18 protein-coding genes are annotated in these 25,763 nt (G+C 71.7%); 8 read left to right on the forward strand and 10 right to left on the reverse strand.

Translation table 11 applies throughout. The annotated features are described in order from the left end of the window. Positions 1-594 (reverse strand): (2Fe-2S)-binding protein, encoded by a 594-nt coding sequence (locus tag OG302_RS10650; RefSeq protein ID WP_371526561.1) that lies wholly within the window; start codon positions 592-594, stop codon positions 1-3. Next, complete coding sequence (locus tag OG302_RS10655) at positions 594-1,484, reverse strand: xanthine dehydrogenase family protein subunit M (RefSeq protein ID WP_371526562.1); 891 nt, start codon at positions 1,482-1,484, stop codon at positions 594-596. The genes OG302_RS10650 and OG302_RS10655 overlap by 1 nt, the downstream gene beginning before the upstream one ends. Positions 1,485-1,855: 371 nt before the next feature. Between OG302_RS10655 and OG302_RS10660 the strand changes: the two genes are divergently transcribed. Continuing rightward, entirely contained in the window at positions 1,856-3,556 is a 1,701-nt protein-coding gene (locus OG302_RS10660; protein ID WP_371526563.1) for a PucR family transcriptional regulator, read from the forward strand. 154 nt (positions 3,557-3,710) lie between these two features. Continuing rightward, positions 3,711-4,472, forward strand: coding sequence for a hypothetical protein (locus OG302_RS10665; RefSeq protein WP_371526564.1), 762 nt, complete (start codon positions 3,711-3,713; stop codon positions 4,470-4,472). 48 nt (positions 4,473-4,520) lie between these two features. Here OG302_RS10665 and OG302_RS10670 read toward each other — a convergent pair whose 3' ends face one another. Beyond that, on the reverse strand, positions 4,521-5,327 hold the full coding sequence (locus OG302_RS10670) for a GntR family transcriptional regulator (RefSeq protein ID WP_371526565.1): 807 nt from the start codon (positions 5,325-5,327) through the stop codon (positions 4,521-4,523). Between the two features lie 135 nt (positions 5,328-5,462). Between OG302_RS10670 and OG302_RS10675 the strand changes: the two genes are divergently transcribed. Beyond that, the gene (locus tag OG302_RS10675) at positions 5,463-6,314 is read left to right on the forward strand and encodes a (2Fe-2S)-binding protein (RefSeq protein ID WP_371526566.1); all 852 of its coding nucleotides are present in this window, start codon (positions 5,463-5,465) and stop codon (positions 6,312-6,314) included. Positions 6,315-6,546: 232 nt separating this feature from the next. Beyond that, entirely contained in the window at positions 6,547-7,611 is a 1,065-nt protein-coding gene (locus OG302_RS10680; RefSeq protein WP_371526567.1) for a DUF2637 domain-containing protein, read from the forward strand. A 39-nt stretch (positions 7,612-7,650) separates the two neighbouring features. Here OG302_RS10680 and OG302_RS10685 read toward each other — a convergent pair whose 3' ends face one another. Then, entirely contained in the window at positions 7,651-8,133 is a 483-nt protein-coding gene (locus OG302_RS10685; protein WP_371526568.1) for an ATP-binding protein, read from the reverse strand. 217 nt (positions 8,134-8,350) lie between these two features. Between OG302_RS10685 and OG302_RS10690 the strand changes: the two genes are divergently transcribed. Next, the gene (locus OG302_RS10690; RefSeq protein ID WP_371526569.1) at positions 8,351-11,410 is read left to right on the forward strand and encodes an alpha-mannosidase; all 3,060 of its coding nucleotides are present in this window, start codon (positions 8,351-8,353) and stop codon (positions 11,408-11,410) included. A 7-nt stretch (positions 11,411-11,417) separates the two neighbouring features. Here OG302_RS10690 and OG302_RS10695 read toward each other — a convergent pair whose 3' ends face one another. The 3 genes from OG302_RS10695 to OG302_RS10705 all read right to left on the reverse strand — a co-directional run bounded on the left by OG302_RS10695 (position 11,418) and on the right by OG302_RS10705 (position 18,788). Continuing rightward, on the reverse strand, positions 11,418-13,160 hold the full coding sequence (locus OG302_RS10695; protein WP_371526570.1) for a pyruvate dehydrogenase: 1,743 nt from the start codon (positions 13,158-13,160) through the stop codon (positions 11,418-11,420). 63 nt (positions 13,161-13,223) lie between these two features. Beyond that, entirely contained in the window at positions 13,224-14,897 is a 1,674-nt protein-coding gene (locus OG302_RS10700; RefSeq protein ID WP_371526571.1) for a protein phosphatase 2C domain-containing protein, read from the reverse strand. Positions 14,898-15,026: 129 nt separating this feature from the next. Then, positions 15,027-18,788, reverse strand: a complete 3,762-nt coding sequence (locus OG302_RS10705) for a S8 family serine peptidase (protein ID WP_371526572.1) — start codon at positions 18,786-18,788, stop codon at positions 15,027-15,029. A 219-nt stretch (positions 18,789-19,007) separates the two neighbouring features. On the opposite strand from OG302_RS10705, the gene OG302_RS10710 reads away from it, so the two are divergent. The 3 genes from OG302_RS10710 to OG302_RS10720 all read left to right on the forward strand — a co-directional run bounded on the left by OG302_RS10710 (position 19,008) and on the right by OG302_RS10720 (position 21,109). After that, the gene (locus tag OG302_RS10710) at positions 19,008-19,991 is read left to right on the forward strand and encodes a helix-turn-helix transcriptional regulator (RefSeq protein ID WP_371526573.1); all 984 of its coding nucleotides are present in this window, start codon (positions 19,008-19,010) and stop codon (positions 19,989-19,991) included. A gap of 69 nt (positions 19,992-20,060) precedes the next feature. Next, the gene (locus OG302_RS10715) at positions 20,061-20,543 is read left to right on the forward strand and encodes a DUF456 domain-containing protein (protein ID WP_371526574.1); all 483 of its coding nucleotides are present in this window, start codon (positions 20,061-20,063) and stop codon (positions 20,541-20,543) included. A 197-nt stretch (positions 20,544-20,740) separates the two neighbouring features. Continuing rightward, positions 20,741-21,109: a PPOX class F420-dependent oxidoreductase gene (locus OG302_RS10720; protein WP_371526575.1), complete on the forward strand. Its 369-nt coding sequence runs from the start codon at positions 20,741-20,743 to the stop codon at positions 21,107-21,109. 201 nt (positions 21,110-21,310) lie between these two features. On the opposite strand, the gene OG302_RS10725 is transcribed toward OG302_RS10720, so the two are convergent. The 3 genes from OG302_RS10725 to OG302_RS10735 all read right to left on the reverse strand — a co-directional run bounded on the left by OG302_RS10725 (position 21,311) and on the right by OG302_RS10735 (position 25,759). Continuing rightward, complete coding sequence (locus OG302_RS10725) at positions 21,311-22,663, reverse strand: DNA-3-methyladenine glycosylase 2 family protein (protein WP_371750088.1); 1,353 nt, start codon at positions 22,661-22,663, stop codon at positions 21,311-21,313. Positions 22,664-22,775: 112 nt separating this feature from the next. Further along, positions 22,776-23,924: a ribosome small subunit-dependent GTPase A gene (gene rsgA, locus OG302_RS10730; protein ID WP_371526576.1), complete on the reverse strand. Its 1,149-nt coding sequence runs from the start codon at positions 23,922-23,924 to the stop codon at positions 22,776-22,778. 242 nt (positions 23,925-24,166) lie between these two features. Beyond that, positions 24,167-25,759 (reverse strand): flavin-containing monooxygenase, encoded by a 1,593-nt coding sequence (locus tag OG302_RS10735; RefSeq protein WP_371526577.1) that lies wholly within the window; start codon positions 25,757-25,759, stop codon positions 24,167-24,169. Positions 25,760-25,763: the final 4 nt, after the last annotated feature.

The raw sequence follows: 25,763 nt of genomic DNA on the forward strand, positions 1-25,763 counted from the left end.
TCAGACCGTCTCTTCCTGACGGGCGGCCGCCAGGCGGACCGCGTCCAGGATCTTCTCGTAACCGGTGCAGCGGCAGAGGTTGCCGGAGAGCGCCTCGCGGATGTCGGCGTCGGACGGCGAGGCGTTGCGCTCCAGGAGCTCGTCGGCCGCGACGAGGAGACCGGGGGTGCAGAAGCCGCACTGGACCGCGCCGGCGTCGATGAACGCCTGCTGGATCGCGGAGAGTCCGCCGCCCTCACCCGTCTGACCGTCGGTTCCCTTGGCCTGCCACTGGCGGGCCTCCTGGAGGCTGGTGCCGCCGCAGACGGAGCCGCAGGCACCGCCCGGATGGGCGTCCTCGCGGTGCTTGGCGTAGTCCGCCAGGCCCTCGACGGTGACGACCTCGCGGCCCTGGACCTGACCGGCGGCGACCAGACACGAGCACACCGGTACGCCGTCGAGGCGGACGGTGCAGGATCCGCACTCGCCCTGCTCACAGGCGTTCTTCGAACCCGGGAGCCCCATGCGCTCGCGCAGGACGTAGAGGAGGGACTCGCCCTCCCAGACGTCGTCGGCTTCCTGCTGACGGCCGTTGACCGTGAAGTTCACGCGCATTATGCGACTCCCTCAGTGCTGCGGCCCTCGCCGCGGTACGACTCCCAGGTCCAGCCGAGCGTGCGGCGGGCCATGATGCCGACGGCGTGGCGGCGGTAGTTCGCCGTGCCGCGGACGTCGTCGATCGGGTTGGCGGCACCGGAGGCGAGCTCCGCGAACTGCTTGGCGATCGAGGGGGTGATGATCTTCTTGCTGTCCCAGAAGCCGCCCTCTTCGAGCGCCGCGTTCAGGAACTCCTCGGCGGCCTTGGCCCGGATCGGGGTCGGGGCCGCGGAGCCGATCCCGGTCCGTACGGTCCGGGTCTCGGGGTGCAGGGCGATGCCGAAGGCGCACACGGCGATGACCATCGCGTTGCGGGTGCCGACCTTCGAGTACTGCTGCGGGCCGTCCGCCTTCTTGATGTGGACGGACTTGATCAGCTCGTCGGCGGCGAGCGCGTTGCGCTTGACACCAGTGTAGAAGTCGTCGATCGGGATGAGGCGCGAGCCGCGTACGGACTCCACCTCGACCTCGCAGTCGGCGGCGAGCAGCGCGGGGTGGGCGTCACCGGCCGGGGACGCCGTGCCGAGGTTGCCGCCGACGCCGCCGCGGTTACGGATCTGCGGCGAGGCGACCGTGTGCGAGGCGAGGGCGAGACCGGGGAGCTCCGTGCGCAGCTCCTCCATGATCCGCGTGTAGGGAACCGAGGCGCCCAGCTGGACCGTCTCCTCGCCCACCGACCACTCGCTCAGCTCGGCGACGCGGTTGAGGTCAAGCAGGTACTCGGGACGGCGGTGGTCGAAGTTGATCTCGACCATCACGTCGGTGCCACCCGCAATCGGCACAGCTGTCGGGTGCTCGGCCTTGGCGGCGAGCGCCTCCTCCCAGCTGGCGGGGCGAAGGAAGTCCATGAGGCTCTCTTCTTCGTATCGTGGGTCGTTCGCTTCAAGGGACTTCATTCCGGCCACTCGGGCCATTCGTCCCTCGACTGCTCGTTCATGTGCTGTTAACGCGGAGTGGGCCAAGTACACCGCTCCTGCGTCCGATGGGGTCAGTCACCGAAACCATGAAGGAGTTGGCTGGCCAAGCCGCGCGTCTTGTAGATTCGTATGAAGAACGGGCCTCAGTAACCTCGCGGATTCCCCCTGGAAACCGGAGGTCCCCCAGGACACGAGGGGGCCACGAGGGGACACGCAGGCCCGGGTCGACCGCTGGCAACACAGAGTCGACAGATCTGAACTGTCTGTACATCCCATTCGAGACAAGATCGGCGGCGACCACCATGCGGCTGCGCGCACTCCTTGACACCGACGCGCTGGGCCTGCGACTGCTCGGCGGCGAGGACGAGCTCGACCGCACCGTGCGCGGTGTGATGACCACGGACCTGCGCGACCCCAGCCGGTACCTCGCGGGCGGTGAGCTGGTCCTGACCGGCCTCGCCTGGCGCCACGACGCCTCGGACACCGAACCCTTCGTACGGATCCTGGCGAGCGCCGGGGTGGCGGCGCTGGCCGCGGGCGAGGCCGAGCTGGGCGACATCCCGGACGACATCGTCGATGCCTGCGCGCGGCACCGCCTGCCGCTGTTCGCCGTGAACGAGTCGGTCGCCTTCGCGACGATCACCGAACACGTCGTCCGGCAGGTCTCCGGTGAGCGCGCCGGTGACCTGGCGGCCGTCGTGGACCGGCACCGCCGCCTGATGACGTCGGGCCCCACCGGCGGCGGCCCCGACGTCGTCCTCGACCTGCTCGGCTCCGACCTGGACCTGCGGGCCTGGGTCCTGTCCCCCGCGGGCCGCGCCATCGCGGGGTCGAGCGCGGCGGGCCCCGCCCTGCCCGCGGCCGTGTGCGCGCGTCTGGCGGGCGAACACCTGGCCGCGGCCCGCACGGGTCGCCGGGGCCCGCACCGGGTCCAGGTGGACGGCACGACGTACTCCCTGTTCCCCATCCGGAGCAGTGGGCGCGGTCCGGCTTCCGCCGCGGCGGCGGCGAGCACGGCGGCGCTGCGTGACGTACGCGAGACGGTCCTGTCGGACTGGCTCCTGGCGGTCGAGGCGGACGCGGGCGACTGGCCCGAGGAGCGCCTGGACCTGCTGCAGGGCGTCACCCAGCTGATCGCGGTCGAGCGTGACCGGCGCGACGCCGCACGCACCGTACGGCGCAGGCTGGCCCAGGAGGTCCTGGAGCTGGTCCAGACGGGCGCGGCCCCGGCGGAGATCGCGGCGCGCCTGCGGGTCGCGGCCCCCGTGCTGCTGCCCGGCCTGGGCGCCGCGCCGCACTGGCAGGTCGTGGTGGCCCGCGTGGAGTGGGACGGCGGCGAGATCGAGGGCGGTCCGGTGGCCCAGTCCCTCTTGGAGGAGATCCTCGTGGACCCGCTGTCGGCGGGGCCCGAGCCGTCCGACCGCATCGCGGTGGCCCATACGGGTGACGAGGCGATCGCGCTCGTGCCGCTGCCCGCGGTCCCCTCGGAGCACGACGGCCCGGAGACGGGCCTGCTGGCCGATTCCCTTCTGGAGTCCGTCCGCGACCCCCTGTCTGCGGGCCTGGACGGCGACGGCCGCCTCACGCTCGGCGTCAGCGCCTCCGTGCACTCGGCGGAGGGCCTGCGCGGCGCCCTGGAGGAGGCGCGGCACGCCCGCCGGGTCGCCGCGGCGCGTCCGGGGCGGGTCTGCGCGGCCGGGCATCAGGAGCTCGCCTCGCACGTCCTGCTGCTGCCGTTCGTCCCGGACGACGTGCGCCGGGCGTTCACGGCACGCCTCCTGGACCCGCTGCGGGACTACGACCGGCGTCACCGGGCGGAGCTCATTCCGACCCTGGAGGCGTTCCTGGACTGCGACGGTTCGTGGACGCGGTGCGCCGCGCGGCTGCACCTGCACGTCAACACGTTGCGCTACCGAGTGGGCCGTATCGAGCAGTTGACGAGTCGTGACCTCTCGCGGCTCGAGGACAAGCTCGATTTCTTCCTGGCACTGCGGATGAGCTGACGCGGGCGGCCCCGGTCGAACACCTTTCATGACACGCCCTTTGTGAATTCTTTCACCCAGCCCCTTGGCCGGGTGCGCCGATCCATGCTGAGATGCGCCCACGACTCAACAGCTCAATGGCGTGCTCGGGGAGGGCAACGTGGCGCATACCGCCATGTCTGGTTCCGGAACGACTGCAGGGGACGATCCACTCCAGACCGCGGTATGGCGGCTGCGCTCGCGCGGCTGTTGGACCGACGCGGCAGCGCTGCTGGCCTCACGCGAGGGGCCTGGGCCGGCGCTTCAGAGGACCTCGCTCCTGGTGGAGCGGTGCCTGTTCACGGGTGAGGGCTGGGCCGAGGCGGAGGACGGACTGCGGACGGCGGAGGCGCTTGCCGTGGAGGACGACGACCGCGGGGCGGCGGCCTGCGAGCGCGGCCAGCTGGCGTACGCGTCCACGGTGCTCGCCGTGCGGGACCGGGCGGACGAGGCGCGTACGGCTCTGGGGCGGGCGGCGGCACTGCTGGCCCCGAACGCTGCGGGGCGCCCTCTCCTCGACTTCCGCCGGGGGCTCATCGCCGAGCACATCGCGGATTCGCCCCAGGCGGCGCGGGCGGCGTACCGCAGGGCCCATGCGGGCGCGACGGCACACTCGGACTCTCTCCTCCTCTCCTTCACCTGGCGGCACCTGGCCGGACTGGCCCTGCGCGAAGGGGAGTTGGCGGAGGCGCGGCACGGCTTCGGGGAGTCGCTGCGGATCCGGGAGGAGCTGGGCTATCTGGTGGGCACGGCGCCCGCGCTGGCCGCACTGGCCGACACGGAACCCGAACCGGAGGCCGGCCGCCTGCGGGCCGAGGCCGCGCGCCTCTTCCGCCTGATGGGCGGGGTGCCGTCCTGGCTGGCACAACATCTGACACCACCGGCGCCGGCGGCGTAGGCCTCCGGCCTCGGCGCACCGTCATCACCGGCTCCGCCGAGTTCGTCCTCAGACGCCGGACGGGCTGGATCCGGACCCGGCGAAATGCTCCCTCACCAAGGACTGGACGACCCCCAGGTCCTGCGCCACCAGCGCCTCAAGCAGAGCCATGTGCTCCGCCGCGTCGGCGACGAGGTCCGCGCGGCGGCCGTGGACGGGGCCGCTCACCAGGGGCCACTGCGAGCGCCGGTGCAGATCATCGGCCACCTGCACGAGCTGCTGATTACCCGAAAGGCCCAGTACCGCCCCGTGAAAAGCCCGGTCCGCCTCCGCGTACCGGGCAAGGTCGCCGCCCGCCGCCGCCACCGCGCTCGCCTCGGCAAGGGGCCGCAGCTCGCACCAGCGCGCGGCGGGCACCGTACGGGCCAGCCGCAGCATCACCGGCACCTCGATCAGTGCCCGCACCTCCGCAAGCTCCCCCAGCTCGCGCGCGCTCCGCTCGGTGACCCGGAAGCCGCGGTTCGGCACGACCTCCACCGCGCCCTCGGTCGCCAGCTGCTGCATCGCCTCGCGCACCGGCGTCGCCGAGACCCCGAAGCGCTCGCCCAGCACGGGCGCCGAGTACACCTCGCCGGGTGCGAGGTCGCCCCCGACGAGCGCGGCCCGCAGGGCGTCCAGGATCTGCCCGCGGACCGAGTTCCGCTGGACCGTCCTGCGCGGGGCGGGCACCGGCGCGGGCAACGCCGCTTCCCCGTGCGTGTGCTCGCCGCGGGCCGGGGGCGGCGCGGGGACCGCGTCCCGGGCCGTCGAGGCCTGCACCTGCGCCGGCACCCGGGCGGCGAGGCGGTACGCGTCATGCGCTCTGGCCTGCTCCACGAGGTCCACCCCAAAGTCCGCTCGGTCCGAAAGGTACGAGAGGCACCATAGGCGGACAGCCCCGCAGTTGAAACCTCGATCATTCTGGGTAAGGTTAGGCTTACCTGCAATCGATCGTGATTCGGTGGTTCTCGCATGTCCGTTCCCACCTTGGCGAAGCGCGCCCCGAGCGCCCTCGCGGACGCCTACGCCCGCCTCACCGAAGTGTTCCCCGGACTGCGCGTGACCGAGCTCGGCGACGAGGAGCAGGCCCCACGGGGCGGCGGCTGGGTCACCGCCGCCCGGCTCGCGGAGGGCGGGGCCGACCTCGACGCTTTTCTGGCGTGGGACGAGGCGCAGGTACTGAAGGACTACGGGCAGGCGGGGCGTCCGGACGTCATCGCCGGCTTCGCCCTGCACCGCTATGCCTGGCCGGCCACCCTCCTCATCACCCTGCCGTGGTTCCTGCACCGCCGGGTGCCCCGCTACCCCGTAGAGAACGTCTCCTTCCAGCGCACCCTCGGCCGCCTCGCCGTCCGTGACGCAGGCTTCGCCTGCCTGCCCGGCGATCCGGCCGCCGCACTGTCGGGCGCCCGCGTCGTATCGGACGAGGAAGCCCTGCGCGCGGAGGTGCGGGCCGCCGTCGCCGAGCACCTGGGACCGCTCCTGGACGCCTTCGGGCCCCGCATGCGGCGCCGCTCGCGCGCCCTGTGGAGCGTCGCCACGGACGAGATCGTCGAGGGGCTCTGGTACATCGCCCATCTCCTGGGCGAGGAGCAGCGCGCCACGACGGAGCTGGAGCGGCTGCTGCCGGGCGCCACCAAGCCGTACGTGGGCACGGCGGGGTTCCGTGAGCTGACGGGACCGAACGGCGAGTCCCTGCCGACACGGGACCGCGCGAGCTGCTGCATGTTCTACACGCTGCGCCCCGAGGACACCTGTGTGACCTGCCCGCGCACCTGTGACGCGGACCGCGTCGCACGGCTGAGCGCCGCCGCGGCGGCCTGACCGGGGCCCCGCCCCGAGCCGAAATCGCAGCCCCTCCCCTTTGAACCACCCTTTCGTGTTCGTTTAATCGAACTCAACTCCCCTTACCAAGGCTTGAGTTCGAGCAAAACGGCGCGCGTCGCACCCCTTTGCACCCCCCTTGGCGTTCTCTTGCCCGGAAACCCCTCTGAGGGCCATCGGGATTGGGTCACTATGGCGCCCGAACGCCCTACCGCGACGCAAGGGACCCCAGATGAGACTGACCGACATATCGCTGGACTGGCTGCTTCCGGGCTGCGTCCTGCTCCTGGGCATGCTGGTGGCGGTGGCGGTACTCGCACGCGGCAAACGCGCCGGGCAGAAATCGGCCGCCAATGCCTCCAGCGACGAATCCTGGGAACGCAGCGAGGAGCGCCGCAGGCGCAAGGAAGCCGTCTATGGAACGGCCTCGTACGTTCTGCTGTTCTGCTGTGCGGCGGTCGCCGCCGCACTCTCCTTCCACGGCCTGGTCGGCTTCGGCCGCCAGAATCTCAACCTCACCGATGGCTGGGAGTACCTGGTCCCGTTCGGCCTCGACGGCGCGGCGATGTTCTGCTCCGTGCTCGCCGTGCGCGAGGCGAGCCACGGTGACGCGGCGCTCGGCTCACGGCTCCTGGTGTGGACGTTCGCGGGCGCGGCCGCCTGGTTCAACTGGGTGCACGCGCCCAGGGGACTCGGCCACGCGGGCGCCCCGCAGTTCTTCTCCGGGATGTCGCTCTCGGCGGCGGTGCTCTTCGACCGCGCGCTGAAGCAGACACGCCGGGCGGCACTGCGCGAACAGGGCCTGGTGCCGAGGCCGTTGCCGCAGATCCGGATCGTTAGGTGGCTGCGCGCGCCCCGGGAGACCTTCGGTGCCTGGTCACTGATGCTCCTCGAAGGCGTACGCACCCTGGACGAGGCGGTCGAGGAGGTCCGCGAGGACCGGCGCGAGAAGCAGCGCACCCGGATCACCAGGCGAGGCAGGGAGAAGCTGGAACGTGCGCAGCTCAAGGCGATCAGCAGGGGCCATCGCGGCCTGCCGGGCCGAGGCGGCGCCCGGCAGGTCGACCTGCCGGCCGTCGCACCGGCCGCCGGGGCCGCGCAGGTCGGCACGGACCCTGCCATAGCCCCGCCGGAACAGGAACAGCTGCCGCTGCGTTCCCGCCCCTCCCTCCAGGCCGTGAAGAACGGCACTGAACCCGTCACCGTCGACCTCACCGCCGAGGACGACACCCAGGCGCTGCCGCGGCTCGACTCCCTTGAGCGCAAGCTCAAGGATCTGGAGCAGCAGTTCGGCTGATGTCAGCAGCGCAGGACGGGAGTTGGCCGGCGGCCCGGTTCATGCCGGGCCGCCGTCCAGCTCGAACCACACCGCCTTCCCGACCCCGTGCGCCCGCACACCCCACGCGTCGGCGAGGGACTGCACGAGCATCAGGCCACGGCCGTGCGTGCTGTCGTCGGCGTCCGGCACGCAGAGCCTCGGGCGGCGTCCGACGAAGTCCCTGACCTCGACGCGCAGCCTGCCCGGCCGCACGGTCGCCGTCAGAACGGCGTCGCGGTCGGTGTGCACCAGTGCGTTGGTGACCAGTTCGCTGGTCAGCAGCTCGGCTATCTCGGATCGTCCGGGCCTCCCCCAGGTCCGGAGCAGTTCGCGCAGCGCGCCCCTGACCTCAGGGACCGCGCGTAGGTCGGATCTCCCCAATCTGCGCCGGAGTTGAGCCCTATGGAGCTCCACCGGCTTGCCGTCGATCGGCTCATCCCTTGCATTCGGCGAGGAAGCCCCGAAATGAAGGGGACCTCCGTCTCTTACCTGCCTTGTCATGACCCCCGCCCACAAACCGAGTCCATTCCTCCCTGCTCGAACACGCTCACGGAATGCATGCCCCACTCGGATGGCGGCACTCATGTCTAATCGTCAATCATTGGAGTGGGTGCGCCCGAGCTCGGCGGGGAAGTGAAGCGATGGACCGTTTCTTCTTGATCCCGACCGGGCCCCGCAGCGCCGCGCCGGGCCCGCCCGAGCATTCCGAGGAGCCGCCGTGCACGACGACCGACTGCTGGTGGAGGGACGCCTGGAGCGCGCCCTGCGGCAGTTCATCCGCCCCGCCCAGTACGCGGACCGTGTGCCGCTCGCCCTCTCCGTCTGGCACGCGCCGGGCGAACCCGTCCCCGTCGCCGAAGCCCTCGACGCCTCGTACGAGCCCTTCGAGACGGGCACCGCCTGGGGAAAACCCTGGTCAACCAGTTGGTTCCGGCTGCGCGGTCAGGTGCCCGACGCCTGGCGCGGACGGCACGTCGAGGTGGTCGTCGACCCCGGCTTCACCGGCGACGGCCCCGGCTTCCAGGCGGAGGGTCTGGTGTACGACGCGGCGGGCGTCCCCCTCAAGGGGATTCACCCTCGCAACCGGCACATCCCCGTGGCAGCTTCCGCACGGGGTGGCGAGCCGGTGCACCTCCTGCTGGAGGCGGCGGCCAATCCCCTCATCCTGCACGACTTCGAACCGACCCCCCTGGGCGACGTACTGACCGCGGGCGATGGCCTCATCTACCGATTCGCGTCTGCCGATCTCGCCGTACTGGACGAGGACGTCTGGCGATTGACCCTGGACATCGAGGTCCTGTCCGAGCTGATGTACGAACTGGACGCCGCCCGTCCGCGGCGCCACGAGATCTTGCGCGCCCTGGAGCGCGCGCTCGACGCACTCGATCTGCACGACGTGTCGGGCACGGCGGCAGCGGCCCGAGCCGAGCTGGCGGAGGTCCTCGCACGTCCCGCCCACGCCAGCGCACACCGGGTCTCGGCCACCGGGCACGCCCACATCGACTCGGCCTGGCTGTGGCCCCTGCGCGAGACGGTGCGCAAGGCGTCCCGCACCTTTGCCAATGTGACGGCTCTCGCCCAGGACTATCCCGAGCTGGTCTTCGCCTGTTCGCAGGCCCAGCAGTACGCCTGGGTCAAGGAGCACCAGCCGCACATCTGGGAGCGCATCAAGAAGGCAGTCGCGGACGGGAACTGGGCGCCGGTGGGCTCCATGTGGGTCGAGTCGGACGCCAACATGCCGGGCGGCGAGGCACTGGCCCGGCAGATCACGCACGGCATGCGGTTCTTCCGCGAGGAGCTCGGCGTGGAGACGGAGGAGATCTGGCTGCCGGACTCCTTCGGCTACACGGCGGCGTTCCCGCAGCTGGCGAAGCTCGCGGGCATCCGCTGGTTCCTCACCCAGAAGCTGAGCTGGAACCAGTCCAACAAGATGCCTCACCACACCTTCTGGTGGGAGGGCATCGACGGCACCCGCGTCTTCACGCACTTCCCTCCGGTGGACACCTACAACTCCCAGATCCACGGCGCCGAACTCGCCCACGCGGAGCGGAACTTCGCCGAGAAGGGCCGCGCGTCCCGCTCCCTGGTGCCGTTCGGCTGGGGCGACGGCGGCGGCGGTCCCACCCGCGAGATGCTGGAGAAGGCGCGGCGCACGCGCTCCCTGGAGGGTTCACCGCGCGTCGAGATCGAGAAGCCGTCCGCGTTCTTCGCCGCCGCCGAGGAGGAGTACGGGCCCGAGGCGCCGGTCTGGTCGGGCGAGCTCTACCTGGAGCTGCACCGCGCGACGTACACGACGCAGGCGGCCACCAAGCGTGGCAATCGCCGCACCGAACACGCCTTGCGCGAGGCCGAGTTGTGGTGCACGGCCGCCGCGGTGCGCGACCCCGCGTACGTCTATCCCTACGCGACCCTCGACCGGCTCTGGAAGACCGTGCTGCTGCACCAGTTCCACGACATCCTGCCGGGATCGTCGATCGCCTGGGTGCACCGCGAGGCCCGCGACACGTACGCGCGTGTGCTCGCCGAGCTCGATGAGCTCACCGCGGCGGCGGTCCGTTCCCTCGGTCCGGGCGGCCCCACCGCGCTCAACGCGTCGCCGTACGCCCGCAGTGAGGTCGTCGCGGCCGAGGACGGCACCCTGGTGCACGTCAACGTTCCGGCCTTGGGAAGCAAGGGACTTGAGGAGGCTGCCTCGTACACCCGCGAGACCGGGGCGACCGCTCTGCTCGCCGATGGCCACATCCAGTTGCTGAACGAGCACCTGCGGGTCGCCATCGACGCGGACGGACTGCTGACCTCCGTGCACGACATCGACGCGCACCGCGAGGTCCTCTCCCCCGGCTCGCGCGGCAACCTCCTCCAGCTGCATCCCGACCACCCCACGCACTACGACGCCTGGGACCTGGACAAGCACTACCGCAACACGCACACCGACCTCACGGAGGCCGAGTCCGTGGAGCTAGTCGAGGACGGGCCGCTGCGGGTCGCCGTGCGCGTGGTGCGGTCCTTCGGGACGTCGCGGATCACCCAGGAGATCCGGCTCGCGGCGGGCAGCCGTCGCGTCGACGTCGTCACGGACGTCGACTGGCAGGAGTCGGAGAAGGTGCTCAAGGCCGCATTCCCCCTCGACGTGCACGCCGAACGGTCCGCGGCCGAGATCCAGTTCGGGCACGTGCACCGCTCCACGCACGCCAACACCGGCTGGGACGCGGCCCGTTTCGAGATCTGCGCGCACCGGTGGCTGCGGGTCGCCGAGGAGGCGTACGGCGTGGCGGTGCTCAACGACTCGACGTACGGCCACGACGTGACGCGCTCCCCGCACGGCGACGGGCTCGGCACCACCGTGCGGCTGACGCTGCTTCGCGCCCCGCACAGTCCGGACCCGGAGACGGACCTGGGCACGCACCGGTTCACGTACGCCCTGCTGCCCGGCGCGACGACGGGCGACGCGGTCGCGGAGGGGCTCGCGCTCAATCTGCCGCTGCGGGTGGCCGACGCGCCCGTGCTGCCCTCCCTGGTGAGCGTCGACAATCCGGCGGTGACCGTGGAGTCGGTGAAGCTCGCGGACGACGGAAGCGGCGATGTCGTGGTGCGGCTCTACGAGTCGCGGGGCGGGCGCGCCGCGGCCACGCTCACCACGTCGTTCGCGGTGGGCGCGGCCGAGGTGACCGATCTCCTGGAGCGTCCGCTCGAACCGGCCCACACCGATGACGCGGGGCTCGTGCTGGCGCTGCGTCCGTTCCAGATCGTGACGCTGCGGCTGCGGCCGGTGCGCTGACGCGACGTCAGGGGCGGGGCACGTTCCGCAGGTTGGAGCGCGCCATCTGCACCATGCGGCCGACACCGCCGTCCAGGACGATCTTGCTGGCGGACAGCGCGAAGCCGGTCACCATCTCGGAGCTGATCTTGGGCGGGATGGAGAGGGCGTTCGGGTCGGTGACGATGTCGACGAGGGCGGGGCCCTTGTGCGCGAAGGCGTCCTTCAGGGCTCCGGCGAGCTGCTTGGGCTTCTCCACCCGCACGCCGTAGGCGCCCGCGGCGCGGGCGACGGCGGCGAAGTCGGGGTTGTGGTTGGCCGTGCCGAACGAAGGGAGCCCGGCCACCAGCATCTCCAGCTCGACCATGCCCAGGGACGAGTTGTTGAAGAGGACGACCTTCACCGGCAGGTCGTACTGGACGAGGGTGAGGAAGTCGCCCATCAGCATGGAGAATCCGCCGTCGCCCGACATAGAGACGACCTGGCGCTTGCGGTCGGTGAACTGGGCGCCGATCGCCTGCGGCAGGGCGTTGGCCATCGAGCCGTGACTGAAGGAGCCGATGATGCGGCGCTTGCCGTTCGGGGTGAGATAGCGGGCCGCCCAGACGTTGCACATACCTGTGTCGACGGTGAACACCGCGTCGTCCGATGCCAGTTCGTCCACGACGGACGCCACGTACTCGGGGTGGATCGGGATGTGCTTCTCGACCTTGCGCGTGTAGGCCTTGATGACGCCTTCGAGGGCGTCGGCGTGCTTCTTGAGCATCTTGTCGAGGAACTTGCGGTTGGTCTTGGGCGTGACGCGCGGGGTGAGACAGCGCAGGGTCTCGCGGACGTCTCCCCAGACGGCGAGGTCCAGCTTCGAGCGGCGGCCGAGGCGTTCGGGGCGCACGTCGACCTGGGCGATCTTGACGTCGTCGGGCAGGAAGGCGTTGTACGGGAAGTCGGTGCCGAGCAGGATCAGCAGGTCGCACTCGTGGGTGGCCTCGTACGCGGCGCCGTATCCGAGCAGACCGCTCATCCCCACGTCGTACGGGTTGTCGTACTGAATCCATTCCTTGCCGCGCAGGGCGTGACCCACCGGGGACTTGATCTTCTCGGCGAACTCCATGACCTCGGCGTGCGCGCCCGCCGTGCCGCTGCCGCAGAACAGGGTGACCTTGCCGGCCTTGTCGATCATCTCGGCGAGCTTGTCGATCTCCGTGTCGCCGGGGCGCACGGTGGGGCGCGAGGTGACGAGCGCGCTCTCCGGGGACTTGTCGGGGGCCTGCTGGTCGGCGATGTCTCCCGGCAGGGTGACGACGCTGACGCCGGACTGCCCGATCGCGTGCTGGATGGCGGTCTGGAGCAGCCGCGGCATCTGCTGCGGGTTGGAGATCATCTCGCTGTAGTGACTGCACTCGCGGAAGAGCTGATCGGGGTGGGTCTCCTGGAAGAAGCTCAGGCCGATCTCGCTGGAGGGGATGTGGGAGGCGAGGGCCAGGACGGGCGCCATGGAGCGGTGGGCGTCGTAGAGGCCGTTGATCAGGTGGAGGTTGCCCGGGCCGCAGGAACCGGCGCAGACAGCGAGGCTGCCGGTGATCTGGGCCTCGGCACCGGCCGCGAAGGCGGCGGTCTCCTCGTGCCTGACCTGCACCCAGTCGATGCCCTTGGTGCGCCTGATCGCGTCCACGACCGGGTTGAGGCTGTCGCCCACGACTCCGTACATCCGGCGCACACCGGCGCGGTGGAGGATGTCGACGAACTGTTCGGCGACGTTCTGCTTGGCCATGGCTTCACGAACCCTTCAGTCCCCTTGACTCTCTTGGGTTCCATGAATTCACAGGGCGGGCGCTCACGCCTCCCAAACGGCGGCCGCCGTTCGGTCGTCCGCGTACCCCTTGACCCGGACCTGGACGTCCGCGAGGAAGGTCGCGAGGCCCGGTGGGCCGCTCTTCGCCCACCGCTGGGTGAGGTGGGCGGCGAGGTCGGGCTCGCCGCGCAGAGGCTCGGCGAGGCCGCCGCTGCAGAGCATCAGGGCATCACCCGGGCGGGCTACGGAGGCCCGGAAGCGGAACGGCTCGCGGGGCGGCGGCTCGGGGGCGGGCTCGTACGGACTCGGGGGCGTGATGATCCCCATGTCCATGGTGAGCCGGTCGCCCTCGGGGGTCTCCGGCGGCACGGAACCGAACCCGACGACGGGCGGTCCGGCGTCACCGGCCGTGTCGCTGACGCGGGGCTCGATGTCCTGCCAGGTGCCGTCCCGCAGCCGGAAGAGCCCCCCGCCGCCGACACCGAAGAAGACGCGCGTACGGCATTCGGGGTCGGCCGGCAGGAGGAGGCAGCGCAGGGACGCGGCGTACTCCTCGGGTTCGATGCCGAGGTCGACCGCATGGGCGCGGAGCTTGCCGAGGCTGCGGTCCGTGAGCCGGTGCAGACCGCTCTTGAGGTCGCCGCGCCGGGCGGCCCTGATGTCCTCGGAGAGCCGCTGGTGGCTGCGGCCCACGGCCCGCCCGATCCAGGCGCAGGCCTCGGCCGCGGCGCGATGGGCGCCGGGTGTGGCGCGCGCTCCGGTGGCCATCGCCACCAGGACGAGCGCGGCATCGCCGGTCCCGAAGCGCGCGGTGAGCAGCGAGTCGCGGCGCGGTTCGCCCCGGTAGCGCGCGGAGTCCCCGCGCACGGAGACGGCGCGCAGGGTGGAGGTGCCGTAGCGGGCGCCGTCGAGCACGGTGTCGGCGACGAGGTCGCCCAGGTCGTCGGGGTCGGCGGCGGGCAGGACGGTGGGCTCGGCGTCGTAGGTGGGCGGCCCGTCGCCCACGTAGGAGACGGCTTCGACGGCCGTTGCCGTCACGGTCGGCTCCCGTTCCACCGGATCGGGTGCCTGCGGCTCCGGGACCGCGGATTCCTCGGGTGTGCGGGGAGCGGGGACGGCGGTGGTGCGGCTCGGGTCGCCGGGCGGCTTCGTCGGCCCCGCCGGGAAGGTGACCGGTCCCGTGGGCGCGGCGGGCGGCTCCCAGGGGGCGGCGCCCGGGCGGACGCGGGCGGCGGGTGGCGGCGAGGGTGGGGTCGGAGGCGGCGGCTCGTACGACGGCGGCGGGGGCGAGGGCTCGTGGGACGGCGCCGGTCCGGGCGGCGCCGATGGCTCGCGCGGCATGAACGGTTCGCCTTGCGCGGCTCCGGCCCCGGTGTCTCGCCCGGAGGGCTCCCCCGCGGCCGCGGGATCCGGCGTCCGGGGAGTCAGGTCCCCGGTGGCGCCCGGCGCACCCCGCCGGTCCCGGAACTCCGGGGGCGGCGGCTCCGGGTCGGGGAAGCGGCCGGGACGCGGAAGTGTTCCTTCCGCGCCCTCGCCCACGGGGGCGGGATCAGCCGCACCCTCGCCCGCCGCGGAAACCGCCGACGCGAACCTGTCGTCGAGGGTGTCGGCCGCCTCGGCCGGACCCGTGTCATGAGCGGAGTCGTCGTAGAGCTGACCCCACCAGTCGTCCTCCTGGCCGGAGGCCCCGTCGTGCCTCTCCCCCTGCTGGCTCATGCCCCTATTGTCCACCGCAAAGGCCGTACGAAAACGGTGCATCCGGAAATTCCGGCCACCGGAAGAGTGATGAGGGCCGCCGGGCGGACCCACCCCCCACGGGAGGACCGCCCGGCGGTGTCTGTGTGTTTATCGCACGTCGTAGGCGCGAGTCACCGTCTGAGTGACGGAACTTCCGTTCGCATCCTTCAGTTCGGTCCTGAGCCAGACCTGCTTGCCCGAGGCGCCCGCGTGATCGACGGTGGCGCTCCACCTGCCACCGGAGGCGGACGTCTTCGCCTCGGTCCAGGTCTTGCCCTCGTCGTACGAGTAGGACAGCGCCGCCGACTTGAGCGCGCCGGGCCTGTAGCCCGCGTGCCCCGTAGCCGTGAGCTCAATCATCTGGCCGTCCTCGGCGGCCAGGGTCTTCATGCCGTCCTCCGGCAGCCGGTAGCGCGGGAACAGCATGGGGATCCCCTGTGAGTAGGCCTCCTCGTCGAGGTGCGAACGGAACGCCCAGGTGGTCCGCGTGCCCGTCGACCGCTGCCACACCCTCGACCCGATCTTCTGGGTGCTCAGGGTGAGTTCGTACGCGGAATCCCCGGCCGGGACCGTGAAGACCCCGAACGGCCAGCCCGACTCCCCCACGACCTCGCCGTCGCGCTTCAGCTCCACGCTGCCGATGTCGCCGAACCCGCCCTGGATCCCGGCGTGTTCGCCGTCGCCCCAGAATCCGGGGGCGACACCGATCAGGTTGCCCTGCCGCTCCCCCGCGAGACCGAGCCCGCCATCGGCGTCGCGTGGCGCGGCCGGGGTGAGCACGCCCTCGTACCACTTCTCGGTGCGCCGCTCCCCCTTCTCGTACGTCCGCACCGGGTCGATCATGAACTCGCCGAACGGGAAGCTGCTGGAGACCTGGTGGCCCCAGCCGGTCGTACCCGCCGAGTAGTACTCGGTGCGCTTGCCGGGGGCCGGGACCGACTCGATGTCGGCGAAGTAGACCTCAAGACCCGAGGGGCGGACGGCGGACGGCAGGTCCACGTAGTCCGTGGCCGTGCCCATCGCGCGGTACGTCGCCTCGTTCGCGGCGAGGTCCTTGTCCCGCACCCGGTAGGTGCGGTCGTCGCGGATCTGGCCGGTCTCGGGGAAGGCGAGGTTGTAGATGTAGGGGCTCTTCGCGGTCCCCTGCCACTTCAACTCGACCGGCCCTTCGGACAGTTGCGCGAGGAGTGAGGCCGCCTCCGGCGCCTGGATGCCGAGGACGGGCAGCGGGGAGCCGGTGAGGCCCACCGAGGGGTACCAGCGGCCCGGCGCCGTGCGGTGGGCGATGACCGCGACCGCTCCGGCGGCCTTCGCGTTGCCCGCCACGGTGCTCATGCCGCCGCTGTCCGGGGCCTTGACCAGGGCGATCTTTCCCTTGACCCCTGCTGCTGCCAGCTCGGCGGGCGTGCCGGAACCGGCGCCTACCAGAGCCGCCTTGCCCGTGCCGTCGAGGTTGGCCGAACCGGTGGACGCTGTCACGGGGTGCAGTGAAGTGCCGCCGGTGACGGAGAGTTCGGAGAGCAGGGGCGCCGCGGCGCGCCAGTAGGTGCTGGACTCGAACGTGCCGTCGGTCGCCTTGCCCTCGACGGACTGGTAGAAGCCGCGGATGGAGCGCGGTCCGGCCGCGGTGCCCGCGTGCAGCCAGTGGTCGGTGCCCCAGGTGCGGGCGAACCCGAGGGTGGCGCCGCGCACTTCGGACTTCTTGTCCGTCCTGACCGTGAGCCGGTGTGCCCTGCGGGCGTCGAGCGTGACGGTCATGTCCTTCTTCACCTCGACCTGGGGCCGGGCGATGTGGGTGAGCGAGTCGGTCAGCGTGCCGCCGTCCGCGTCCGGCGTGGCGATGAAGCCGGTCAGGAAGTAGGCACCCGGGCGGACTTGGTACGTCTGGTCGTTCGCGCCCTCGTTGAAGCGCCGCTCGCCGCTCGCGTCGTCGGTGCCGATGAGGTCGACGGACGAGGGGCCGCCGGCGGGCTTCCCTGCACGGTCGACGAGCTTCACGCGGAGGCTGACGGTCTCCGGCTGTACGTAGAGGGAGAAGGGCGTGGAGACCGCGACACCGCCGGCCTTCGCCAGGACGCGGCCGGTCACGTCGCCGTACTGGGAGCGCTTGAGGTCCGCGTCGGGGTCGAGCTTGAGCGGGACCTTGACGCTCGCGCCCGCCGGAACCTTCACCGTGCGTGCGCCGAGTCTGGCGATGCCGGACCGCACGGCGGAGCCGTCGTTGCCGGTGACGCCCTGCACGGACAGCTTCAACTCCACTGCCTTGTCAGTGGTGTTGGTGTACGGGACGTCGACCGTGGTGCGGTCCGAGTGGTCCTGGGGCCAGCCGAAGGTGCCGCCCTGCACGGCGGGTGAGCCGAGGACCTTCTGGTCGACGGCGGCCTTCACGTCGAGCCGCCCGCCGCCCGTCTCGGTCACGTCACCGGGGATGGCGCTGTCCGCCGACGACACGAGGGCCGACTTGATCTGCTGGGCGCTCCACTCCGGGTGGCGCTGCTTGACCAGGGCGGCGGCGCCCGCGACGTGCGGGGTCGCCATCGACGTACCGCTCATGGACTGGTAGGCGTGGACGCCTCGGCCGCCCGCTGCCGCCGCGGAGATGTCGACTCCGGGAGCGGCGATCTCCGGCTTGAGGGTGTGCGAGCCGTACGCGGGACCCCGGCTGGAGAAGGAGGCCGTGGAGTCGTCACGGTCGACGGCGCCGACGGTCAGGACGCTCGGCGCGCAGCCGGGCGAGGACACGGAGTTGAGGCTCGGTCCTGTGTTGCCCGCCGCGAGGACGAAGAGGGTGTCCTTGCTCGACCGCGCGAGCTCCTCCGTGGCCGTGCTCATCGGGTCCGTGCAGTCGGTGCGCGCCGGGTTTCCGAGGCTCATGGAGACGACGTCGGCCTTCTCGTCGACGGCCCACTGCATGCCCGCGATGATCCAGGAGGTGGCGCCGGAGCCGCTGTCGTCGAGGACCTTGCCGTGCAGCAGCTCGGTGGCGGGTGCGACGCCCTTCTTCTTGCCGCCGCTCGCCGCGCCGGTGCCGCCGACGGTGGAGGTGGTGTGGGTGCCGTGGCCCTGGCGGTCCTCGTTGTCCGGGGACTCGGTGAAGTTCCTGACCGCACCGATGCGGCCCTTGAGGTCGGGGTGGGCGGCGTCGGCGCCGGTGTCGAGCACGGCGACCTTGGTGCCCTTGCCGTCGTAGCCCGCGGCCCAGGCCTCGGGGGCGTGCACCTGCTTCGTCGACCTGTCGAGGGTGGCCTTGACCTTGGCGTCGAGCCAGAGCTTCTTCATCCCCGACGTGCTGTATCCGGAACGGGACTTGGCGGAGGTGAAGTCCGCCCAGAAGTCCGCGGCCTTCTTCTTGTCGGCCTTCAGCACGACCCCGCCGACGGAGTCGAGGACGAGTCCGCGTTCGGCGCCGCGCGGCGTGGCGGGCACCGCGCGCGTGACGTCGACGGACGTGCCGTACACGGCGATCAGCGGAAGCTTCTTGGCGTGCGCGTCGTCGTAGCCCTGCCGGACGAGGCCGGTGACGTTGAAGAGTTCCTCGTCGACCCGGCCCTCGGCGATCGCGTGGACGGCGCCCTCGGGGTAGACGTACAGGTCCTTGCCGGACTGCCGGGTCTGGACGAGGGGCACGGTGCCGTCCGCGCCGGGCAGCGCGCTCGCGCCCGCCCGCTTCTTGCCGTCGGACGTCACGAGGATGCGGTCACCGGTGACGAGCGTGACGACGGAGCTCCCCTCGCCGCGTGGGGCACTCCCCACCAGCGGACTCGTGTCCGCCGTGGCCGTGCGCGGCTCGGCCGCGGACGGAACGGCCGCGGTGACGGCGAGCACGGCGGCGGACGCCGCCGCCAAGGCCGTGCGCGATATCGGGCGCATCGCTCTCCCCAGGATTGATGGGCATGCATGGACGGGCATGCGGAACCACAGCCGAAAAGGGACCAAAAGCCTTAATTCCGGCTGCCGTTGGTGCTGCGGTGGCGTCACCTTGGCAGAGAGACGGGGGGTGCGGGGATGATGTCCTGGGGCGGGTTTACGCCGTGGCTCTTTTCCGCCAGGGCGCCGCCCGAACGGATCCTTGGGGAGGGACGTCGCCGCATGCTGGCTGCGATAGGTCTGGATGAGCTGCACGAATCGGCGTACCGCGCGCTGGTGGCGGTGGGCGCCGCCGACGTGCCCGATCTCGCGCGGCGGCTCTCGCTGGGCGAACCGGAGACGGTGCGCGCGCTGCGCCGCCTGGAGCTGCACGGCCTCGCGGCCCAGGCCTCCGGCAAGGCGGGCCGGTGGGTGGCGGCCCCGCCCGGCGTGGCGCTCGGCGCGCTCCTGACCCAGCAGCGGCACGAGCTGGAGAAGGCGGAGCTGGCGGCGAAGCTGCTCGCCGAGGAGTACCGCGCGCAGGGCGCCGAGCCCGCGGTGCACGACCTGGTCGAGGTGGTCACCGGGGCGGGCGCGGTCTCCCAGCGCTTCCTCCAGCTCCAGCTGGGCGCGAGCGACGAGGTGTGCGCCCTGGTGACGGGCAATCCGGTGGCGGTCACCGGCATGGAGAACGACGCGGAGGAGCAGGCCGCGGGCCGTGGCGTCACCTACCGCGTGGTGGTCGAACGCTCCGTCCTCGCCCTCCCGAACGGACTCGTCGAGCTGTCGACGGCGATCGGCCGAAACGAACAGGTGCGCGTCGTGGACCGCGTCCCGACGAAGCTGGTGATCGCCGACGGCTCGCTCGCGATGGTGCCGCTGACCTCGCGCAGGGCGGAGCCCGCCGCGCTCGTGGTGCACGCGAGCGGCCTGCTCGAATCCCTGACGGGGCTCTTCGAGGCGGTGTGGCGGGGCGCGCTGCCGCTGCGGCTGGGCGAGGACGGCCACTCGGTCGCCGAGGACGCCCCCGAGGGCCCCGACGGCGCGGACCTGGAGATCCTTTCGCTGCTGCTCGCGGGCCTGACGGACGCGAGCGTCGCCAAGCAGCTCGATCTGGGGCTGCGGACGGTGCAGCGCCGGGTCAAGCGCCTGATGGAGCTGACGGGCGTGACAACGCGGCTGCAGCTGGGCTGGCACGCGTACGAGCGGGGCTGGGTGGCGCGCTAGGCCCCGGAAGTACCGGCCGCTGGACTTGCGCGACCTGCGGTTTTCCCGGTTTTCCGGCACGCTTGGCAGATGGGAGCGTGGGAACTCCTGCTGGTCGGAGTGGTGCTGCTGCTCGGGATCGGCGGAGTGCTTGTGCCCGGTGTGCCGGGGCCGTGGCTGGTGTGGGCCGCGGTTCTCTGGTGGGCGCTGCAGGACCCGGAGCCGGTCGCCTGGTGGGTCCTGGTCGGCGCGTCCGTCGTACTCCTCGTGGCGCAGGGCGTCCGTTGGCTGCTGCCGCCGCGGCGCTTCCGGGAGAGCGGAGCCACGCGCCGGACGGCCGTGTACGCGGGGGCCGGGGCCCTCGTCGGGTTCTGCGTGGTGCCGGTGATCGGGTCGCTGCCAGGGTTCGTCGCAGGGATCTACCTGGGCGAACGACTGCGGCTCGGCGGGCACGGGGAGGCGGTGACGGCGACGAGGACGGCCATGCGGGCGGGCGGCTGGAGCGTGCTGACGGAGCTGTTCGCTTGCCTGCTGATCGCGGGGGCTTGGCTGGGGGCCGTGATCTGGGGTTGAGCTCCCGCCCGCCCGGCAGCCCGGCGTGGTCGGCCGACCTCTTCCGCGTACACAGCGGCCGTTCACATACCCATACGAGCATCGGGTCTCTCCGCCCTCGGGCGGGGTGGGCCGATGCTGATCACCACCGAGGTGGGGTCTGCCGGCGACCTGACAAGATCCGTGCGTGGACGGGGTACGCGTGCGAGGCTCGCGCCATGACCGAATTCAGCGAGGCCGAGCGGGCGTACCTCAAGTCCCAGCGTCTGGGCCGGATGGCCAGTGTCGACGCGACGGGGCAGCCGCAGGCGAATCCCGTCGGGTTCTTCCCGCAGGACGACGGGACGATCCTGATCGGCGGGTACGCGCTGGGCAGCACCAAGAAGTGGCGCAACCTCCAGCAGAACCCGAAGGTGTCGCTGGTCGTCGACGACATCGTGAGTGAGCGGCCGTGGAAGGTGCGGGGCGTCGACATCAGGGGCGATGCCGAACTCCTCACGGGGCCTCATGAGTTGGGCCCTCACTTCAGCGAGGAGCTGATCCGGATTCATCCTCGGCGGATCCATAGCTGGGGCTTGGAGGAGTGATGTGACATGCGCCGCCGCGCGGGGAAATATCAGCCCGTCCGGCGTTTGAGGACGAACTCGGCGGAGCCGGTGATTGCGGCACGCAAGGCCCCCGCGCCGAGCGGGTTTTCGGGAAGGGGTGGGGTTGGGGAAAGCGAAAGTCGCCCGCGCCGTCTCGGTCACCCCGCCGGCGACCATGAAGACGAGGTGCTGCGGAGTCTCCTACCCCGCCGCCAGCACATGCCGCACCCCATACGACCGCCAAGGCCGCCACCCCTCAGGCACATCCACCCCCGGCAACCCCACATCCGGGTCCCCGAGAGCCCGCATCCGAACAACCGCCACCACCCCCGCGTCTACCCCTGCCAACCCCAAAAGCCCCGCCTCCGCATCCTCCCGGTCCGCCCCCGCGTCAAGCCGCACCCGCCCGTCGGCCAGCGCGGCGGCCAGCTCCCCCACGGGTCCCGGCTCCCCGGCGAGCGTGCCCGGTTCGGGGAACACGTGGGTGAGGGATCCGCACGGCGCGTCCAGCGCCTTCCCGTACCGCTCCACCAGAAGCGACGCCTCCGAACGCCCCGCCAGCGCCCGCACCGCGAACTCCTCCGGATCGGCCGCGCCCGGCGACCGCAGGCCGGGCCGAGCCGCGACCAGCGGGGCGAGCCGCGGATCGGCGCCGAGCCGCTCGTCGACGGCGTACGGATCCGCGTCGAGGTCGAAGAGGCGCCGCAGCCGCTGCACGGCGGTCGTGAGGTCCCGCAGATCGGTCAGGTGGAGCCGTGCGTCAAGCCACCCGCCGACCCCGTGGTCACTCTCCTCGACGGCCACGATCCCGGCGCCGTAGGGCAGCCGCAGCGTACGGCGGTAGGTCCGCCCGCCCCGCTCCCCGCCGACCTCCTCGATCCCGGCGACGGCCTCGTCGGAGAGCAGGTCGAAGACGGCTCCGGCCTGGTAGGCCCCCCGGTAGGCGAGCCGCAGCGGAACCCCGGCGGCCGGGGTCGCCTGCCCCGCTCCCCCGCCACGCGGCGCGGCGGCCCGCAGCGCGGTGGGCGTCAGGGCGTACACCGCCCGGATCGTGTCGTTGAACTGCCGGACGCTCGCGAACCCCGCCGCGAACGCGATCTCCGTGATCGGCAGAGCCGTGGTCTGGAGCAACACCCTTGCGGTGTGCGCCCGTTGGGCCCGCGCGAGGGCGACGGGTCCCGCCCCCAGCTCGGCGGTGAGCTGCCGCTGCACCTGCCGGGAGCTGTACCCGAGCCGCACGGCGAGACCGGAGACACCCTCGCGGTCGACGACACCATCACCGATCATGCGCATGGCGCGCCCCACGACGTCCGCGCGTACGTTCCACTCCGCGGACCCCGGCACGGCGTCCGGGCGGCAGCGACGGCAGGCCCGGAACCCGGAGCCCTGGGCGGCGGCCGCGGTGGCGTAGAAGCGGACGTTCTGGCGCTTGGGCGTGACGGCGGGGCAGCTCGGCCGGCAGTAGATGCCGGTGGTCTCGACGGCGAAGAAGAACTCACCGTCGAAGCGCCCGTCACGGCTGCGAACCGCCTCGTACCTGGTCTCTTCATCGATCACGTCTTCCAGTGTGCGACGCCACCGGCACTTCGGCTGGCGGAATTCGGACACCACGTTGCGGGGGCGCCCGAGCGCCCCCGCAACACTGCCGCCGTCCGGCGGACGCCGACTAGCGGATCCGGCCCCGCTTGGCCTCCATGGCCGCCTTCCCCTCCGCGCCCCGCAGCTTCCACTGGCGCCGCATGTCGGCCCGGAGCTTCGCGTCCGTCTTGGCGACGATGCGCTGGTTCTCACGGATCAGCTTGCGGTAGCTGTCGAGGCGGCGGTCCGGGAGCGTGCCGTCCTCCACGGCCGCGAGCACCGCACAGCCGGGTTCGGCGGTGTGGGCGCAGTCCTGGAAGCGGCAGTCGGCCGCCAGCTCCTCGATCTCGGAGAAGACCTGGCCGACACCTGTCCCGGCGTCGAACAGACCGACCCCGCGCAGTCCCGGCGTATCGATGAGGACGCCACCGGCCGGGAGCACGAGGAGGTTGCGGGTCGTCGTGGTGTGGCGGCCCTTGCCGTCCACGTCACGGGCGGCGTTGACGAGCATGACGTCCTCGCCGACCAGCGCGTTGGCCAGCGTCGACTTGCCCGCGCCGGACTGGCCGAGCAGGACGGACGTGCCGCCGGCCACGACGGCGCACAGGATGTCGACGCCTTCGCCGGTCGTGGCGCTGACCGGGAGCACCTGGACGCCCGGGGAGGACGTCTCCACGTCCTCGACCAGGTAGGACAGGCCCGTCGCGTCCGGGACCAGGTCGGCCTTGGTGAGGACCATCAGCGGCTGAGCCCCGGACTCCCAGGCCAGGGCCAGGAACCGTTCGATCCGGCCCAGGTCGAGCTCGACGGCCAGCGAGATCGCGATGATCGCGTGGTCGACGTTGGCCGCGAGGATCTGCCCCTCGGACCGCTTGGAGGAGGTGGAGCGCACGAAGGCGGTACGCCGCGGCAGCAGCGTCCGCACGTACCGCGGATCGCCGCCCTCGGGGTCGACGGCGACCCAGTCGCCGGTGCACACGACCTTCATCGGGTCGCGGGGCACGACGAACTCGGTGTCGGCACGCATCGTGCCGTCGGGCGTGACGACATCGCACTGACCGCGGTCGACGCGCAGGACACGGCCGGGCAGCAGGCCCTGCGCCGCGTACGGGGTGAACTCGGCTTCCCAGCTCTCGTCCCAGCCGTAGGGCGCGAGAGGGTGCCGCGAGGACGGAGTAGCAGAGAACCGCGGAGAAGGAGAAGGTGAAGAAGACTGCGGAGACGCAGAGGAAGACAAGGGGTGACCCTTCACAGGGGTGGCCCCGGCACACGCGCACTTCGGCGCGTGGAAAAGAGGAAGGTCAGCCGGTGGCCACGGAGGTGGAATGAACGGACTTCTCGATGCGGGCAGCGCCCATCTCAACGACAGCCATCGGTCACACCTCCTGGATCACACACTCGGCCTGCACCGGCGGCCAACAGGCCGCCGGAGGAACAGGTCCAACCCTAGCCCCGGGCTCAGCCGGAGCGCCAACGCTTTTAGCGCCCGGCCGGGGCGGGCTCCTCGGCGGTGGCCGCGCGGGCCCGGCGTACGGCGGACAGCGGGGTGGGGGCGAGGGTCTTGCGCAGGTTGGTGCGCATCGTCGACGCGGCGTCGAGCACGTAGTTCTGCCGGACCTTCCAGGGGCCGCGGTCGCCCTGCCGGGGGAAGGCGTCGATGGAGCGCTGGACGTATCCGGAGGCGAGGTCGAGCAGCGGGCGTTCGGTGAGCGTGCTCGTCGGCCTCGGCTCCACCGCCGCGTAGTCGTTGTCGCGCAGGTGGTTGAGCACCTTGCACACGAGGCGGGACGTGAGGTCGGCGCGCAGCGTCCAGGAGGCGTTGGTGTAGCCGATGCACACGGCGAAGTTCGGTACGCCCGTCATCATCGCGCCGCGCCACACGAACTGCTTGTTCAGAGCGACTGGTTGGCCGTCGACGCGCGGGACGATGCCGCCGAAGGCGAGCAGTTGGAGTCCGGTAGCGGTCACGATCACGTCCGCCTCGATGACGCGGCCGGACCTGAGCCGGATGCCCTCGGGGACGAAGCGGTCGATGTGGTCGGTGACGATCTCCGCGTCGCCGGTCTTCAGCACCTCGAACAGGTCGGCGTCGGGCACCGCGCACAGCCGCTGGTCCCAGGGGTCGTAGGACGGCGTCAGGTGGTCGGCGACGAGCTTGTCGTCCTTGACGATGCGCTTGTTGAGTCCGGTGAGCAGCCGCCGTGCGGCCTTCGGGCTGCGGCGGCAGAACTGGTAGAGGCCGATGGTGAAGAGGATGTTCTTCGTCCGCACGACCCGGTGTGCGGCACCCGCGGGCAGTACGGCGCGGATGCCGTCGGCCAGCTTGTCCCGCGAGGGGAGCGAGCCGATCCAGGTCGGGGTGCGCTGGAGCATGGTGACGTGGGCGGCGCTCCGTGCCATCGCGGGCACGAGCGTGACGGCGGTGGCGCCGCTGCCGATGACGACCACGCGCTTGCCCGCGTGGTCCAGGCCCTCGGGCCAGAACTGCGGGTGCACGACCCTGCCGGTGAAGGAGTCGGCGCCGGGGAACTCGGGGGCGTGGCCCTGGTCGTAGTTGTAGTAGCCCGCGCAGGAGTACAGGAAGTCGCAGGTGACGGTGGTCAGGGTGCGGCTGCCGTCCTCGGCGGTGCGCTCAAGCGTCACCGTCCAGCGGGCCGTCGCGGTGGACCAGTCGGCGCCGACGACCTTGGTCCCGTAGCGGATGTGGCGGTCGATGCCGAACTCCGCGGCCGTCTCCTTGATGTAGCCGAGGATCGACCGGCCGTCGGCGAGCACCTTCGAGTCGCGCCAGGGCTTGAAGGCGTAGCCGAGGGTGAACATGTCGGAGTCCGAGCGCACGCCCGGGTAGCGGAACAGGTCCCACGTACCGCCCATGGACTGCCGCGCCTCGATGAGCGCGTACGAGCGCTCGGGGCACTCGGTCTGCAGCCGGTAGGCGGCGCCGACACCGGACAGACCGGCGCCCACGATGACGACGTCGATGTGCTCGATGGGCTCGGCCGGGGCGCCGGTGGCGGTGGTGTCGGCCGTGGCGCCCGTGTCGGCGGTGCTTGAGTCTGCGGAGTACGTCATTCCT

This window comes from Streptomyces sp. NBC_01283 (assembly GCF_041435335.1).
GTDB lineage: Bacteria > Actinomycetota > Actinomycetes > Streptomycetales > Streptomycetaceae > Streptomyces.